Raw genomic sequence first — 16,785 nt, 5'->3', positions numbered from 1 at the left:
CGTCAGGTTTCCTGCCAGCTACCGCCCAGCGCCCGGAACAAGTCCACTTGCGCGAAGGCCACGGCGCGGGTCGCCGCTGCATAGTCGGCTTCGGACTGGGCCAGCGTGCGCTGGGCGTCGAGCACGTCGAGCGCATCGATCTGACCCCTGGTCTCGCGCGCCAGACTGACGTTCGCCGCCCGCTCCGCCGCATCCCGGGCCGAGGCGAGGCGCGCCTTGCGCAGCAGAGCGTTGCGATAGGCCGAAAGCGCCGTCTCGGTTTCCTCCAGCGCGCGCAGCACGGTGCCGTCGAAACTGGCAAGATCGGCCTTGGCATCGGCCTTGGCCCCGCCGATCCGCGAACGGATCGCTTCCTGGTTGGGGAAAGCCCAGGAAATCATCGGCCCGAGCAGCCAGCGCAGCGGTCCGCCGCCGAAGATGTCGGTCGCGCCGACTGCCGTGGTGCCGATCGATCCGCCCAGCGTGATCTTGGGATAGAGATCGGCCGTGGCCACGCCCACGCGGGCGGTGTCCGCCGCAAGACGGCGCTCGGCCGCCTTCACGTCGGGACGGCGCGCCAGCAGGGTGGCGCCGTCTCCCACGGGAATCGGGCTGCTCACGTCCGGCGTGGTGGTGCGGGTCCGCGCCGCCTCGGGCAGGTCCTGCGGAGTGCGCCCGGTCAGGGTCGCGAGGCGGAACAGCGCCGCATCGCGGGCAGCCTGAAGGCTCGGGATCATCGCCGCCTGCTGCTCGCGAAGCTGAGTGACGCGGATCACGTCGAGCTTCTCGTTGAGGCCGCGCTCAAAGCGGGCATTGGTGATGCGCGCCGAACGGTCGAGCAGCTCCACCGTGCGCTGCGCAACCCCAAGCTGGTCGGCGGCGCTGGTGGCATCGACATAGGCGCGCACGGTATCGGCGACGACCGTCACCCGCACCGCATCGGCATCCTCCTGCGCGGCGCCGAGATCGCCGCGGGAGGCCTCGACCCCGCGCGAAACGCGGCCGAACAGGTCGAGTTCGTAGCTGACCGCAAGCTGGCCATCCACGCGGCGCCCTTCCCGATCGAAACCGGGAAGAGCCTGCGCTTCGGAAACGCGGCCATATGTCCCGCTGGCGCTGACGTCGGTCTGCGGCAGGCGGTCCGAGCGGGCGCCGCGCAGGCTGGCGCGGGCCTTCTCGATCCGCGCCACGGCCACCCGCACATCGGTATTGGCGGCCAGGGCATCGGTCACCAGGCCGTCAAGCACCGGGTCGTTGTAGAGCCGCCACCAGGTATCGTCCGGCGCGGCGGCCGTGACTTCGGCGGTCTGGACGCCCACGAAGGGCGCCGCGGCCTGGGCCGGCGGCGTCGGCGCGACATAGTCGGGTCCGACGGCGCAGGCCGAGAGGGTGGTCGCGGCGAGAAGTCCCGCGACCAGGGATTTGATATTCAGGGACATCTTGCGTCCTTTCATTCCGCCGGCACGACCGCGTGGCTGGCGTGATGACCCGCTGCAGGCTTGCGCCGCAGGGAGGCCGCCAGCTTGCGGCAGACGACATAGAAGGTAGGCGTGAACAACAGGCCGAAGGCGGTGACGCCGGTCATTCCGAAGAACACCGCCGTGCCCAGCGCCTGGCGAAGCTCAGCGCCCGCACCCTTGGCGATCACCAGCGGCACCGTGCCGAGGATGAAGGCCAGCGAGGTCATCAGGATCGGGCGCAGGCGGGTGCGGGCCGCGTAGACGGCTGCCTCCACCGGCGAATAACCCCGTTCCTCTTCAGCCTGCTTGGCGAATTCGACCACGAGGATCGCGTTCTTGGCGGCAAGGGCAATCAGCACGACCAGACCGATCTGGGTGAGGATATTGTTGTCCATCCCCCTGAGATTCACGCCGAGCATCGCCGCGAAGAGGCACATCGGCACGATCAGGATGATCGCCAGCGGCAGGGTCAGGCTCTCGTACTGGGCGGCGAGCACCAGGAAGACGAAGAGCACGGCCATGCCGAACACCACGCCGGCGGTATTGCCTGCGGTGGCCTGCTGATAGGCGATACCCGTCCACTCGGTGCCGTAGCCCGAAGGCAGGGTTTCGCCTGCGATCTTCTCCATCGTCGCCAGCGACTGGCCCGAGGAGTAGCCCTTGCCGTAGCTGCCGTCGATTTCCACCGCCGGGTGCAGGTTGTAGCGCACCACGCGGTAGGGTCCGGTCTGGTCCTTGAAGGTCGCGACCGAGCCGACCGGCACCATCGCACCCGAGTCCGAGCGGGTCTGGAGGTTGGCGATGTCCGCCGTCGATCCGCGATGCTCGGCATCGGCCTGCGCGGTGACGCGATAAGTGCGTCCCAACAGGTTGAAATCGTTGATGTAGGACGATCCGAGATAGACCTGCATCGCCTCGAAGACCTTGGCGGGAGAGACGCCCAGCATGTCGGCCTTGCGGCGGTCGACGTCGGCGAAGACGCGCGGGGTGTTCATGGTGAACAAGGTATAGACCTGGCTCAGTTCGGGGGCCTGGTTGGCCTTGGCGATCAGCGCGCCGGCAGCCTTCTGAAGCTCAGCCAGACCGCGCCCTTCCTTGTCCTCCACGACCATGCGGTAGCCGCCCGGGGGGACGATGCCGTTGATGGTCGGCGGCGGGATCAGCAGGACCTGCGCCTTGTCGTAGCCCTGCATCGCGGCCTGGGCCTGGGCCATGATCCCTTCATAGGTCACGCCGAGAGCTTTCCGCTCCTCGAAGCTCTTGAAGGGGAAGTAGATGGCGGCGGCGTCCGGCGCGGCGGTCTGCGAGGGACCGTGGAAGCCGGCGAACATCACCGCGCCGCGCAGGCCCTTCACCGGCAGGATGCGCTTGGCGACTTCCTGCGTCACTTCGTCCGTGCGGTTGAGCGAGGAGCCCGGCGGCAGGAAGATCGCGGCGAGGAAGTAGCCCTGGTCCTGGTTCGGGATGAAGCCCGCAGGCGTCGCCCAGAACAGGCCCACGGTGGCGGCGATGAGCGCGGCATAGCCCGCCATCATCTTCACCGGGCGCTTCACCAGGGTGAGCGTAAGGCGGGCATAGCCCTCGCTCATGCGTTCGAAGCCGTGGTTGAACCTGTCCGCGGCGCCTTGCAGCGTCCGCTTCCAGCGCGGGGCGCCCTCTGGCAGGGCATGGCGTTCCTTCAGCAGCATCGCCGCCAGGGCCGGAGACAGCGTGAGCGACAGCACCAGCGAGATCACCGTGGCGGTGGTGATGGTGACGGCGAACTGCTTGTAGAACTGGCCCGACATGCCGGTGATGAACAGCGTCGGCACGAAGACCGCGCAGAGCACCAGGACGATGGCGATCAGCGCGCCCGTCACTTCGTCCATCGAGCGGCGGGCGGCCTCCAGCGGAGACATGCCCTCCTCGATGTAGCGCTCCACGTTCTCGACCACGACGATCGCGTCGTCGACGACGATGCCGATGGCGAGCACCAGCCCGAACAGCGAGAGGTTGTTGAGCGAGTATCCGACCGCCGCGAGCATGATCGCGGTGCCGACCAGCGAGACCGGGATGGCGATGATCGGAATGACGGCGGCGCGCCAGTTCTGGAGGAAGACGAGGATGACGAGGACGACGAGGATCACCGCCTCGAACAGGGTGTGGTACACCGCGTCGATCGACTGGCCGATGAACTCGGTGGGATTGTAGATGACGGAGTATTCGAGGCCCTTGGGGAAGTGCGTGGCCACGTCGTCCATCTCGGCGCGCACGGCCTTGGCGGCGTCGAGCGCGTTCGAGCCCGGACGTTGCAGCACGGCGATCACCACCGTGGGCTTGCCGGAAAGGTAGGTGTTGGTGGTGTAGTCCTGCGCGCCCAGTTCCACGCGCGCCACGTCACGCACGCGGACCTGGCGGCCTTCGGCATCGGTGCGCACGACGATGTCGCCGAACTGCTCGGGCGTGGTCAGGCGGCCCTGCATCTCGACGCCGACCTGATAGGCATTGCCGCGATCATACGGCGGCGCGCCGATCGCACCGGAGGAGACCTGCACGTTCTGGGCCTTGAGCGCGGCGACGATCTCGCCCGCCGTCAGGTTCATGGCGGCGGCCTTGGTGGGATCGATCCAGATGCGCATGCCGTAGTCGCGCGAGCCGAACAGCTGCACGTCACCCACGCCGTTCAGGCGCGAGAGGCGGTCCTTGACCTGCGTGAGGGCATAGTTCGACAGGTAGTCACGGTTGAACGTGCCGTCGGGCGACTGCAGGTTCACGACCATCAGGAATTCGGGCGAGGTCTTGCGCGTCACCACGCCCATCGCGCGCACCGCGTCGGGAAGACGCGGTTCGGCAATGGCGACACGGTTCTGCACGAGAACCTGCGCGGCATCGAGGTCGGTGCCGATCTTGAAGGTGACGGTGATGGTCACCTTGCCGTCGCCGGTCGACTGCGAGGACATGTAGAGCATGTCGTCGACGCCGTTGATTTCCTGCTCGATGGGAGCGGCCACGGTGTCGGCGACGGTTTCGGCGGAAGCGCCGGGATATTGGGCGGTCACCGTCACCGTCGGGGGGACGATGTCGGGATATTGGCTGACCGGCAGGCCGAAGAACGCAAGCGCACCCACCACGGTGAGGATCACCGCGATGACGCCTGCGAAGATCGGCCGGTCGATGAAGAACCGGGAAAATCGCATGGGAATATGCCCCTGTCACGGGGAGCGGTCACTCAGGTCGAGGACCGCTCCCCCGATGGGTGAATGTCAGTTGGCGAGCGTGGCCTGCGCGGCAACGGGCGCGCTGGGACCGGAGACGGCACTGGCCGCCTTGGGGTCCGCCGCGATCTGGCCGCGGCGGGTATTGACCTTGGCGCCGGCAATGGCGGCCTGGTAGTTGGAGATGACGACGCGGTCCGTGGGGGCAAGGCCCGAGCGGATGACGCGAAGGCCGTCCACCAGCGGGCCGAGTTCGACCGGCTTGGCCGCCACCACGCTGTCCTTGCCCACCGTCAGCACCACCTTGCGCGCCTGGTCGGACTGGATCGCATCGTCGGGCACCAGCATGGCCTTGACCGTGCCGCCTTCGGCCAGACGCATGTTGCCGAACATGCCCGGCGTCAGGAAGCCATCGGGATTGTCGAGCACGGCGCGCACGCGGATCGTGCCCGAGCGCGGGTCGAGCCCGTTGTCGGTGAAGTCCAGCTTGCCGTTCCAGCGATAGGCCGCCTCGTCCTGGAGGCGGACCTGGACGTTGGCGGCGTCCTTGTGCTCGGCCTTCTCGCGCTGGGTCTTGAGGAACAGCGCTTCGGAGGCATCGAATGTGAAGTAGATCGGGCTGACGGCATTGATCGTGGTCAGCAGCGTGGCGCCGGTGCCGTTCTCGCCCGAGACGAGGTTGCCCACGTCCACGCGGCGATCGGAAATCCGGCCCGAGATCGGGGCGCGCACGGTGGCGAACTCGACGTCGAGCGAACGCTGGCGCACCCGGGCCTCGGCCCCTGCGAGCGCGGCAGTGGCAGCGCGGACCTTGGCGCGAAGCTGGTCGACTTCGCTGGCGGCCATGGCCTCGTCACCCTTCAAGCCGGCGACGCGGGCATAGTCCGATTTCGCAAGGACGAGCGCGCTCTGGGCGGAGGCCACTTCGGCCTGCGCCTCGGCCAGCGAGGCGCGGTAAGGACGCGGATCGACGGTGAACAGCGGCTGCCCTTCGCGGACGAAATCGCCGTCCTTGAAGAACAGCTGCGTGATCGCGCCCGAGACACGCGGGCGCACTTCCACCGACTTGCTGGGTGCGAAGCGGCCGACATAGTCGTCCCACTCGGTCACGTCGCGCATCAGCGGATTGGCGGCCTGGACGACGGCAGGCGCCATCGGCGCCGCGTCGGCTTCGGAGTGACTGAAGGTTTTCCAGCCGATGCCCGCCACCGCGACCAGCGCGATGGCGGCAATGGCGGCCTGGCGCCCGCGGGACGGGCGGCCTCGCGGGCGGCTGCGCGGAAGCTCGGCTTCCGCTTCCGCCGCGGCGAGGGTTTCTGGGGATACGGGGAAATTCACGCGGCAAGCCTCCGGAACGGGGCGCGGGAGCGCCCGATAAAATCGATGACGGCGCCGATCTTGGCTTCGCTGTGGCCGGCCGCGCGGGCTTCCTTCATGACGGAAGCGGGCAGCGTGTAGCCATGATGCCAGGCCTGGACCGCCAGGCGGCGCAGCGCTTCCAGCTCCTCGTTGGCGAGCGTGGGCGAAGGCGGCTGCGGGCCGAAGATCAGGCGGGCGAACCAGCCGCGCTTGCGCTGCGGCCGGAGCGTTTCGAGACCATCTCCCCGCGCCAGTTCGACGATCCTGCGCTCGAAGCGCGAGAGGATTTCGGACACGGCGCCAAGGGGCGTCTCGGGAATGGGGCGGGTTACGGGCAGCGCCTGGAGCGCCGCATCGGAAAAGTCGATGAAGGCCATGATTCGTGCTCCCTGGAAAGTGCCCGGCACGCGCCCTCGGGACAGGAGGGGAAAAAGGGCGCGCGCCGGGGTTCTCCGGCGCAAGGGGCGTCGGAAAGTCTTGAGACGCAGAAGGACACTCCCCGGAATCGCACTTCCGAAAACGTCTTCTGCACAGGTTCGTATTCTAGGAGTCACCTGCGGGGACAGGCGGCACCGAGGGGAGGCCCGGTTGACCGGACCCTTGGGAACTTGGCCCCCGCTACTCCCTCAAGCGGCGAGTCGGGTTACCTCGTTCTGTACCAAGCGGTATATATTGCGGTGCAGTATCCCGTCAAGCGACTTTCTGTACCGCTTGGTAAGATTTGTTCGAAAGTGCTCATTTCAAGGCCTGAACGCCGGTTGAATGAGATTTTTTCGAAGGGCCCGTTTACGCGGCGTCATCCTGACACACGTTCAGGATGACCCGGGAAAGCGCGCGAATTCGGCGCTTAAGCCGCTTAACGGCCCGGCCACATCGTCAGGTAGGTATCGACGACGCCCTTCAATTCCTGCGCACAGGAACCGCCCTGGGCCTTGACGGACATGCCCTGGAGCACCGTGGTCAGGCATTGGGCCAGGCAGCGCGGATCGACCGTGTCGGGCAGATCGCCCTCGGTCTTCCCGCGTTCGAAGCGTTCGATGAGCGCTTCCTCGGTGGCGATCCGACGTTCGGTGACGAAGTTGCGGATCGAGGGATCTTCCATCGTGCAAGTGACGGTGGACATCACACCCAGGCAGCCATGCGGATCGCTGCCGCCGCAATGGGTGGTGATCGCCCCTTCCAGCAGCCGCTCGGCCACGCCGCGCGCGGTGGCGGCTTCCAGCGCCTTGCCGACATAGGCCAGCTTGTCGCGCTCATAGAGGTCGAGCGCCTTCTTGAAGAGCGCTTCCTTGTTGCCGAAGCAGGCATAGAGGCTAGGCTTGGTGATGCCCATGGCCTCGGTCAGCTCGGCCATCGACGCGCCTTCGTAGCCGCGCTGCCAGAACACCCGAAGCGCCGCCGTCAGCGCCTCTTCGGGGTCGAACTCACGCGGACGACCGCGAGTCGTAGTGGGGGCCGAACATTTCATACCGGTCGGTATATAGGTAGCACCCTGCCGTCCGTAAAGTGTCACGCTCGATCATAGACCAAGCGTGACAGCCACGGAAGAAGCCGGGGCTTCCTTAACCTACGAACGCACGTTCGATGACGAAGTCGCCCGGCTTGGCATTCGAACCCTCGGTGAAGCCCCAGGATTCGAGGTCGGCCGAGAAGTCCTTGATCATGTCCATCGAGCCGCAGAGCATCACGCGGTCGGTCTCGGGGTTGAAGCGCGCATCGCCCTTCAGACCTTCGAACATGCGGCCGCTTTCCACCAGCGCGCCGATGCGGCCGCTGGTATGGAAGGGTTCGCGCGTGACGGTGGGCACATAAGTCAGCTGCACCAGCGCCTGCTCGGCCACCAGCGGATCTTCGGCCAGCTGGCTTTCCAGTTCCTCGCGGTAGGCCAGGTCGCTGACGCGGCGGACGCAGTGGACGACGACGATCTCGTCATAGAGGTCATAGACGTCGGGGTCGCGGATCAGCGACATGAACGGCGCGAGGCCGGTGCCAGTCGAAAGCATGAACAGGCGCTTGCCCGGCAGCAGCGCGTCCGTGACGAGCGTGCCGGTGGGCTTGCGGCCGAGATAGATCTGGTCGCCCGGCTGCACGAGCTGCAGGCGCGAGGTCAGCGGGCCGTCCGGCACCTTGATCGAGAGGAACTCGATTTCCTCGGCCCACGAAGGACTGGCGATCGAATAGGCGCGCAGCAGCGGGCGCTTCTCGCCCTGGAGGCCGAGCATGACGAACTCGCCGGAGCGGAAGCGGAACGATGCCGGGCGCGACATCGTGAAGCTGAACAGGTGCTCGTTCCAGTGGCGGACGCTGAGAACTTCCTCGACCGAAAGGGCCGTCGTGGGTTCAAGAGTGGGCATCACGGCCTGACCGTCGCTCATCAATTCATTCCTCGGGTGGTAGAGTGGCTAAGCTCACATGTGGGCCCAAACAGGCGCGAGCCCGCAGAGTCAAGGCTTTCAGCGGGGCCGGAAGCATTCCGCATCGCTACGGAACCGACTGAGCCGCCGCCCCTCCGCACGCCATGCGCGCGCTGGCGGCGCATAGCAGATGCAATCGCAGGCGCAAGCGCCCGGTGCCGGGAGAGGCGAAAAGGGATCATGGGCTTGGAGGTTTCGCCTAGTAGCCCGGTTCGCCGGGCTTGCAACGCAATTGCATTTTCACGCCCGAAAGCCAGACTTGGCCCGGCATCCGGGAAAGCCAGTGTCGCACATTGCGCGGCCTGCGGCGCGAATACTCTCAACGCACCATGCGCCGCTCCGCATGAAAGACGCCTGCTGCGGCCACGTCCGGGTGCGGCGACGCGGGAGGCATCGATCGGAACCGGGAGCAAGGCAGCAGCGGCAAACATAGCGGCGCGACTACTATTATTGCTATCGACTTGCAATAGCACACATGCGCGCATCTGTTGACGTGCAGCGCCGTCGACGCGAGGCAAGGCGCGACCCTTCAAGAAACTGGAACAAGACGAACCAACTTATCCCAATACCCTGAACGGCCGAAAGGGAGGAAACAGATCTCGCCACCAACGCCGCGAAAGACCCTGCCATGACCCGCCTTCTCGAACCCTTCCAGGACCGCGCCAACCGCTTCGCCGACATGGCGCAGCCGGTCATCATCGCCATGGGAACCGCGGGCCTCACCGGCGGCGCCATGGCGGCCTTGGCCCTGTTCACCGATCGCGCCATCCAATCCCGCGCTTCCGCCGCCGCGCACCGCTGACGGGACGGCCCAGCGCCCGGGCCGCGCACCCGCCGGCCTTGCGCGCCAGAGGCTTTCCCCGAGGCTGCGGACAGTCTATCTGTCGCCGCGAAAACCGCGACCATGCCTCCCTCCTCACCCCCTTCCCCCTCCCGATCGGGCCTGGAAGCCGCCTTTCTCGAGAATCGGGACAAGCTGCTGCACTTCCTGCGCGCGCGCGGCGCCGGGGATTCGGCGGAAGACATCGTCCAGGAAGTGTGGCTGAAGATCTCGCGCAGCAGCCCCGGCCCTGTCGCCTCGCCGCTGTCCTATCTGTTCCGCACCGCCGACCTCCTGATGATCGACCGCTTCCGCTCCGCCCGGCAATCCGGCACGCGTGAGCGCGACTGGACGGACGCGAATGCAGACGACGCCGGCGCCTCGCCCGAACCTTCCGCCGAACGCCGCCTTGCCGCCGCGCAGGAAGCCGGGCGCGTGCTCTCCCTGCTCGAAAGCCTGGGCCCGCGCGTCTCGGCCATTTTCCGCAGCCACCGGATAGACGGCATGGCGCAGAAGCAGATCGCGGCCGCATTCGGCATCAGCGTCAGCACCGTGGAAAGCGACTTGCGCATCGCTTATCGGGCGCTCGCCCAATGGAAGGAACGCAGCGATGAGGCCTGAGACCGAAAGGCCTGAGACCGACGAGCCTGGGACCGGCAGCCTCGGAACAACAAGGCCGTCGCCCATCGTCTCCGTCTTCGCCGCAGAAGGAGCGCGCGATGAGTGAAGACGACAAGATCCGGGCGGAGGCGCTCGACTGGGCCGTGCGCGCCGGCGATCCGGCCTTCGAGGACTGGGAAGGCTTCACGCGCTGGCTCGACGAGAACCCCGCCCATGCCGCCGCTTACGACCGGATCGCCGCGTCCGTTCTGGACGGGACCGAACTGATCGCCGCCGCGCCGGCCAATGACGATGGAGGCGAAGCGCCCGTTCCGACAGGCGCCGCGCCGCGCCGGTCGGCGCGGCCGTGGATCGGCGGCGCGCTGGCCGCGTCGCTGGCGCTCGTCGCGGGCCTGTGGATGTGGCAGGCCGGCAGCCGCGACCTCTACCGAATCGAGACCGCACCGGGCCAGGTCCGCACCGTCGTGCTCGACGCGCAGACGCGGGTGGATCTTGCCGGCGGCACCGCGATGGCGTTCGACCGCAAGGACCCGCGTTTCGCCCGGCTCGAAAGCGGCCAGGCGCTCTTCACCGTCCGCCACGACGAGGCCAGGCCGTTCCGCGTGACGGTGGGCAAGGACACCCTCGTCGACGTCGGCACCGTCTTCGACGTGCGCAGCCAGAGCGGCGACCTCAGCGTGGCGGTGTCGGAAGGCGCCGTCCAGTTCAATCCCGAAGCGCAGGACCTGCGCATCGCCCCGGGCGAGATCCTCCAGCGGCGCGGCCGGTCCGGCGACTATACGCTGGGCAAGATCGCGCCGGAGCAAGTGGGCGAATGGCGGGGCGGGCGGGTGACCTTCCAGGATACCGCGCTCGGCGCCGTGGCCGCCGATCTCGCCCGCGCGACAGGCGTGGACTACCGCGTGGCGCCCGGCAGCGCCGAGCGGCAGGTTTCCGGTTCGCTGCTGGTGGCACCGCTGCGCAAGGACCCTGCCGCCCTCGGCCCGCTGCTGGGCGTCGAGGTCCGCGCCGAACGGCCGGACGGCGCCGAACCGCGCTGGGTGATCGGCGTGCGCTGATCGTGAAGGGTGCGGCGTGGCTTCTGGCGGCCCTCGCGGCCATGCCTGCGACTGCCTTGGCGCGCGATGCCGACGTGCTGACGCGCGCCGGCACGGCGAGCGAAGCCGTCGTCGAACTGGCGCGCCAGACCGGCACCAGCATCGTCATCGCCGATCCGGCGATCGCCCGCCGCCCGATCCCCGCACTGCGGGGGCGCATGCCCGTGGCCGAGGCGCTGAACCGGCTTGCCCGCGCGGCCGGGGCACGCGCCGTTCCGGTCGGTCCCTCGGCCTGGCGGCTCGAAGCCGCGCGGCCCGCAGCGCCCCTCGCCCGCCCGCCTCGCGAGGCAGCCCGAACCGCAGCGCCCTCCGCCCCTGTCGAAACGCGCGGCGAGCCGATCGTCGTCCAGGCCACCAAGCGCGACTTGCGGGTGGAGGATGTGCCCGGCCAACTCGCGATCCTTGACGGCAAGGCGCTGGAATCGGGCGGCGTGGGCGGGACGGAGAAGTTGACCCGCCAGCTGGCGACCGTGTCCTCGACGCATCTCGGCAGCGGGCGCAACAAGCTGTTCATCCGCGGCATCGCCGATTCCAGCTTCACCGGCCCGACCCAGGCCACCGTCGGCCAGTACCTGGGCGACATGCGGCTGACCTACAATGCGCCGGACCCGGACCTTCGCCTGTCCGACCTTGCCCGCGTGGAAGTGCTCGAAGGACCGCAGGGCACGCTCTACGGCGCCGGCTCCCTGGGCGGGATCATCCGTCTGGTGCCTCATGCCCCGGTCATGGGGGAAACGGGCGGCACGGTGATCCTGGGCGGCTCGTTGACGCAGCACGGCACGCCCGGTGCCGATGCCAGTGCAACGGTCAATCTGCCGCTCGCGGGCGAGAGCGTGGCCCTGCGTGCCACCTTGGACAGCTCCACCTCCGGCGGGTACATCGACAAGCCACTGCTCGGCCGTACCAACGTCAACCGTTCCAACGTGCTGGGCGGCAAAGTGGCCCTGCGCGCCCGGATCGCGCCCGACTGGACGATGGACCTGCTCGCGCTGGCCCAGACCACTGAGGCCGACGACAGCCAATATGCGGACCGGGACGGCAAGCCGCTGGAAAGCTCGGCGCGGGTGCCCGAAGGCTCAAGGGCGGACTATGCCCTCGGCCAGTTCGTGGTCTCGGGCCGGATCGGCGCGGTGAATCTGCGGTCGACCACCGGGATCGTCGCGCAGGACCTGCACGAGCATTATGACGCCAGCGAGCCCGGCGGCGATCCGCGGCTGTTCTCGCAGACCAACGATACCCGCATGATCGTGCACGAAACGCGCCTCTGGCAGAGCGAGCGGCACGGCTTCGGCTGGCTGCTCGGCGCCAGCTACACCCACAACCGCACCACCCTCAATCGCGACTTCCAGAGCCCGGCCTTCTCGGTGCGCAAGGCAGCGACGGGGGTGCGCAACACCATCGACGAATTCACGCTCTACGGCGAGGCCAGCCTGCATCTGGCCGGTCCGCTGACGGCGACCGGCGGCGGCCGCCTCACCCGCTCGCGGCTCGGCGGCGACGGGGAGGATATCGCCATGGCCACCACCATGGCGCTCGCCGCCTCAGGCGTGACGGCAAAGCGCACGATGAGCACTTTCCTGCCCTCCTTCGCGCTGAACGCCCGTTTCTCGCCGGAAGATTCGCTCTACTTGCGCTACCAGGAGGGTTTCCGCCCCGGCGGCTTCGCGATCGAGAGCAATGCCGTGCGCCGTTTCCAGAGCGACCGCACCGGCACGTTCGAAGTCGGTGCCCGCCACGGCCGCGCCGGCGCCAGTCCGTTCGACATGGCGCTCAGCCTTTCCTACACGCGCTGGCGGGACATCCAGGCGGACTTCATCGACGGCTCCGGCCTGCCCAGCACGGCGAACATCGGCGACGGCCGCGTCTGGTCCGCCAGCATCTCGGGCGGCGTGCTGCTCGCGCCCGGCCTGCGCGTGGAACTGGGCGCGACCTGGAACGAGAGCAAAGTGGACGAACCGTCCGCGGCGCTGGTGCAATACGTGCTGGCGCCGGTCGGCCTGGCAGCGGCCACGCTCTCGCGGGCTGACGTCCTGCGCTACGTGTCCGCGCGGGGCATGCAGGTGCCGAACATCGCCCGGTTCGCCGGCCATTCGGCCCTGGCATGGACGCATGAGCTTGGCGGGTTCCGGGACGGAGACTGGGCCATCAACGCCAACGGCTGGGTCAATTACATCGGCCGCTCGCGCCTCGGCATCGGGCCGGAACTGGGCGCACCCCAAGGCAACTACGTCGACAGCGGGTTCGACATGCGCTTCGGCACGCCCGCTTACGGCCTCACCCTGAGCGTGACCAACCTCGCCGATGTCCAGGGCAACCGCTTCTCGCTCGGCACGCCGTTCAGTACCGGCCGCGAGCAGGTGACGCCGCTGCGTCCGCGCACCTTGCGCCTGGGTCTCGACGCGCAGTTCTGACGGCACGATCCGCGCACCGGCCATCGCCGGAATCCCGCCTCCCCTGCTGACGGGCGGGGCAAGCGCAGACGGGAAGCGAAACTTTTTTCCAAGGCTGCCGGCGAGTGTCTCCGTCTCAGGTGTCAATACGACCTGAAGGGACGAAGATGCCTCGCTACCTGCTTGCTTCCACCGCGCTTTTCGCACTGGCGACTGCCGCCCACGCCGAAGACGTGACGACCAAGAAGACCACGCCGCTGCTCACCTCGACGATCAAGGCCGGTGCGGCCGACGCGATCAACGTGACCAAGGACGGCTCGGTCGTGCTGACCGGCGGCACGGCCGTGACGATGGACAGCAACAACAACGTCGCCAATGCCGGCGCCCTGACCGTCACCAATGCCAACGGCGCGCGCGGCATCGTCGCCAATGCCGGGACCACGGGCGACATCGTCAACACCGGCACGATCACGCTGGACGAGCCCTATACCCCGACCGACGACGACAAGGACGGCGATCTCGACGGTCCCTTCGCGCTCGGCTCGAACAGGATCGGCATCCGCACTGAAGGCGATCACATCGGCAAGATCACCCAGAGCGGCACGATCACCATCGAGGGCAACGATTCCGCAGGCGTTTCGCTGGGCGGCAAGCTCACCGGCAATTTCACCCATGACGGCAAGACCAGCGTGCTGGGCGACAACGCGATCGGCGTGAAGACCGGCCAGATCGACGGCAACGTCCGCCTCGCCGGCTCGGTCCAGGCCCAGGGCAAGAACGCCATCGGCGCGCAGTTCGGCGGCGACGTCAACGGCGCGATGGTGGTGCAGGGTTCGATCGTCTCGACCGGCTACCGCTATCCTACCCCGCCCGCCGATCCTTCCAAGCTCGACGCCGACGACCTGCTGCAGGGCGGCTCCGCGATCGTCGTTGCGGGCAATGTGACCGGCGGCATCGTCCTGGCCGTGGCGCCCAAGGACAGCGATCCCAACAATGCCGACGAGGATGGCGACGGCATTCCCGACGCCGCCGAAGGCGCGGCCAAGGTCTCCAGCTACGGCAAGGCGCCAGCCATGGTGATCGGCGCGACCGGCAGGGATATCGCCATCGGCCCGGTTGCGGCCACGGCCAGCAAGTACGGCCTCCAGATCGACGGCACCGTCGAAGGGCACGGCCTCTACACCGGCATCGACGGCAACGGCCTGGCCATCGGCGGCCTTGGCGGCAACGTGACCATCGCGGGCGGGATCGGCATCAACGGCTCGGTCGCCGCGACTTCCAAGGACGCCGCCGCCACCGCCCTGCGCCTCGGCGCGGGGGCGAGCACGCCGCTGATCCAGAACGCCGGCACCATCAGCGCCTCGGGCGCCCAGGCCGTCGCCGTCCGCATCGACGCCGGCGCCAGCCTCCCCATCTTGCGCAACTCCGGCACGATCAAGGCAGCCGCGGTCAACGAGAACGGTTCGGCCACCGCCATCAGCGATGCCAGCGGCACGCTGGCCCTCGTCGAGAACAGCGGCGCCATCTCGGCCACCGGCGCCAAGGCGGGATCGGGCAGGAACATCGCCATCGACCTCTCCAGGGCGGCCGGCAGCGTGACGGTGAAGCAGACCCAGGTGGGCGCGGGCTTCACCGCCCCCTCGATCGTCGGCGACATCCTGCTGGGCGGCGGCAACGACGTGGTCGACATCGCCGACGGCACGGTGACCGGCAACGTCGCGTTCGGCGGCGGCAACAACACCCTCTCGCTTTCGGGCGATGCCGTGCAGACCGGCAACGTCACATTCGGCGCCGGATCGGACAGCATGACCCTGGCGGGATCGTCGCGCTTCGTCGGCACGGCGGACTTCGGCGGCGGCACCGATACGCTCGCCCTTGCAGGCACTTCGGTGTTCTCGGGCGCGCTGGCGAATGCCGGCAATCTCGCGGTCAAAATCACCGGCGGCACGCTCGACGTGAAAACGCCGGCTTCGATCGGGTCGCTCGAAGTCGGCAAGGACGGCGTCCTTGCGGTGACGCTGAACAAGGCACCGGGCCAGGGCTCGGCCTATAACGTCGCCGGTACCGCCTCCTTCGCGGACGGGGCCAAGCTCTCGATCAAGCTGGCCGACGTCTCGACCGCCGAAGGCAGCTACCAGGTGCTCACTGCCGGCACGATCCAGGGCCGCGACACGCTGAAGGCCGCGACCGATCTCGTGCCCTACATGTTCAAGGCCACGCTGAACGATACCGCCGCTGCCAATACCCTGGTGGTGGACATTGCCCGCCGCACCGTGGCCGAACTGGGCCTCAACCGCTCTCAGGCGACGGCCTACAATGCGATCTTCACAGCCCTCAGCCAGGACGAGAAGATCGAGGACGTGTTCCTGGGCATCACCAATGGCGACCAGTTCCGCCAGAGCGTGGGCCAGATGCTGCCCGACCACGCGGGCGGTGCGTTCGAAGGCATCAGCCTCGGCGCACGCACGCTCGCGCGCCAGCTCATGGACCCGGTCAACCCGGTCTGGGGCGAAGGCCGGTTCAGCACGACGATGAACCTCTCGTTCTGGGGCAGCGACAAGAACGCGGGCAGCACCGCGGCCTACAACCTGCAAGGCTACGCCATGTCGCTGGGCGCGGAGTACCTCACCGGGCTCGGCCGGTTCGGCGGCACGTTCTCGTACTTGTGGAACCGCCACACCAGCGGCGGCACCAGCGAGATCAAGTCGAACTCGTTCGAATTCGCCGGTCACTGGCGCGGCCAGTTCGGCGCGGTCCAGGGCTTCGGCCGCGCCTCCGTGGGCCGTTCGAACTACGACAGCGAGCGCCAGTTCATCGGCGCGATCGGTACCGAGAACGTCAACCGCACGATCAAGGGCAAGTGGAACGGCACGTTCGTGACCGCAGCGGGCGGCGCCTCGTGGGAGGGCGGCGGCAGCCACTTCTTCTACCGTCCCGCCGTCTCGGTCGACTACGTGCGCCTGAAGGAAGACGGCTATACCGAGAACGGCGGCGGCAAGGCGCTCGACCTCACGGTGGCTTCGCGCACCAGTGACGAACTGGGCGTCAACGGCGGCCTGACCCTCGGCATCGACTTCATGGGCATGCAGAGCCGCGACGAGAACTGGTTCCGCGTCGAGACCGAGGGCGGCTGGCGCGAAATCGTCAGCGGCGGCATCGGATCGACCACCGCCCACTTCGCCGGTGGCCAGAACTTCACGCTCGACGGCGACGAGGCCACCAGCGGCTGGTTCGCCCGCCTGCGCGCAGTGGGCGGCACGCTGGGCCTGACCATGGGCGGCGAACTCTCGGCCGAGGATCGCCACGGCCATGTCGACCTCGCCTTGCGCGGATCGGTCACCATCGGCTGGTGATCGCCCACGCCTGAGCAAGGCTGGAAACGGCCACCGGACCGGCGCCCCAGCCGGTCCGGTGGCCGCGCAAGGAACGCCGCCCCACCCCAACCCCGCGC

Annotated in this window: 11 protein-coding genes; 5 read left to right on the top strand and 6 right to left on the bottom strand. The window is 68.2% G+C overall.

Features of this window, described 5'->3' with window-relative positions:
- Positions 1-2 precede the first annotated feature (2 nt).
- From EDF58_RS00140 to EDF58_RS00115, 6 genes are all read right to left on the bottom strand, one after another.
- Entirely contained in the window at positions 3-1,418 is a 1,416-nt protein-coding gene (locus EDF58_RS00140; RefSeq protein WP_165921301.1) for a TolC family protein, read from the bottom strand.
- A gap of 11 nt (positions 1,419-1,429) precedes the next feature.
- Complete coding sequence (locus EDF58_RS00135; RefSeq protein ID WP_132261646.1) at positions 1,430-4,615, bottom strand: multidrug efflux RND transporter permease subunit; 3,186 nt, start codon at positions 4,613-4,615, stop codon at positions 1,430-1,432.
- 66 nt (positions 4,616-4,681) lie between these two features.
- Positions 4,682-5,971 carry an efflux RND transporter periplasmic adaptor subunit gene (locus EDF58_RS00130; RefSeq protein WP_243653998.1) on the bottom strand — a complete coding sequence of 430 codons (1,290 nt, stop codon included), beginning with the start codon at positions 5,969-5,971 and terminating at the stop codon, positions 4,682-4,684.
- Positions 5,968-6,369, bottom strand: coding sequence for a hypothetical protein (locus EDF58_RS00125; protein WP_132261645.1), 402 nt, complete (start codon positions 6,367-6,369; stop codon positions 5,968-5,970). The genes EDF58_RS00130 and EDF58_RS00125 overlap by 4 nt, the downstream gene beginning before the upstream one ends.
- A gap of 479 nt (positions 6,370-6,848) precedes the next feature.
- Positions 6,849-7,460, bottom strand: coding sequence for a TetR/AcrR family transcriptional regulator (locus tag EDF58_RS00120; RefSeq protein WP_132261643.1), 612 nt, complete (start codon positions 7,458-7,460; stop codon positions 6,849-6,851).
- 94 nt (positions 7,461-7,554) lie between these two features.
- The gene (locus tag EDF58_RS00115) at positions 7,555-8,367 is read right to left on the bottom strand and encodes a ferredoxin--NADP reductase (protein WP_132261641.1); all 813 of its coding nucleotides are present in this window, start codon (positions 8,365-8,367) and stop codon (positions 7,555-7,557) included.
- A gap of 667 nt (positions 8,368-9,034) precedes the next feature.
- Here EDF58_RS00115 and EDF58_RS25745 point away from each other — a divergent pair.
- The 5 genes from EDF58_RS25745 (at position 9,035) to EDF58_RS00095 (ending at position 16,687) form a co-directional block, all read left to right on the top strand.
- A complete protein-coding gene (locus EDF58_RS25745; protein ID WP_165921300.1) occupies positions 9,035-9,208 on the top strand; it encodes a hypothetical protein in 174 nt (57 codons plus the stop codon).
- Between the two features lie 102 nt (positions 9,209-9,310).
- On the top strand, positions 9,311-9,847 hold the full coding sequence (locus EDF58_RS00110; protein WP_132261640.1) for an RNA polymerase sigma factor: 537 nt from the start codon (positions 9,311-9,313) through the stop codon (positions 9,845-9,847).
- A gap of 98 nt (positions 9,848-9,945) precedes the next feature.
- Positions 9,946-10,905, top strand: coding sequence for a FecR domain-containing protein (locus EDF58_RS00105; RefSeq protein ID WP_132261638.1), 960 nt, complete (start codon positions 9,946-9,948; stop codon positions 10,903-10,905).
- Between the two features lie 41 nt (positions 10,906-10,946).
- The gene (locus EDF58_RS00100; RefSeq protein WP_132261636.1) at positions 10,947-13,355 is read left to right on the top strand and encodes a TonB-dependent receptor; all 2,409 of its coding nucleotides are present in this window, start codon (positions 10,947-10,949) and stop codon (positions 13,353-13,355) included.
- Between the two features lie 146 nt (positions 13,356-13,501).
- Complete coding sequence (locus EDF58_RS00095) at positions 13,502-16,687, top strand: autotransporter domain-containing protein (RefSeq protein ID WP_132261634.1); 3,186 nt, start codon at positions 13,502-13,504, stop codon at positions 16,685-16,687.
- The last annotated feature ends 98 nt before the right edge of the window (positions 16,688-16,785 follow it).

The sequence above is a fragment of the Novosphingobium sp. PhB57 genome, assembly GCF_004342985.1.
In the GTDB taxonomy this organism is placed as follows: domain Bacteria; phylum Pseudomonadota; class Alphaproteobacteria; order Sphingomonadales; family Sphingomonadaceae; genus Novosphingobium.
The sequence above is the reverse complement of the archived record's forward strand: the minus strand, read 5'-3'. Positions and strand labels throughout refer to the sequence as shown.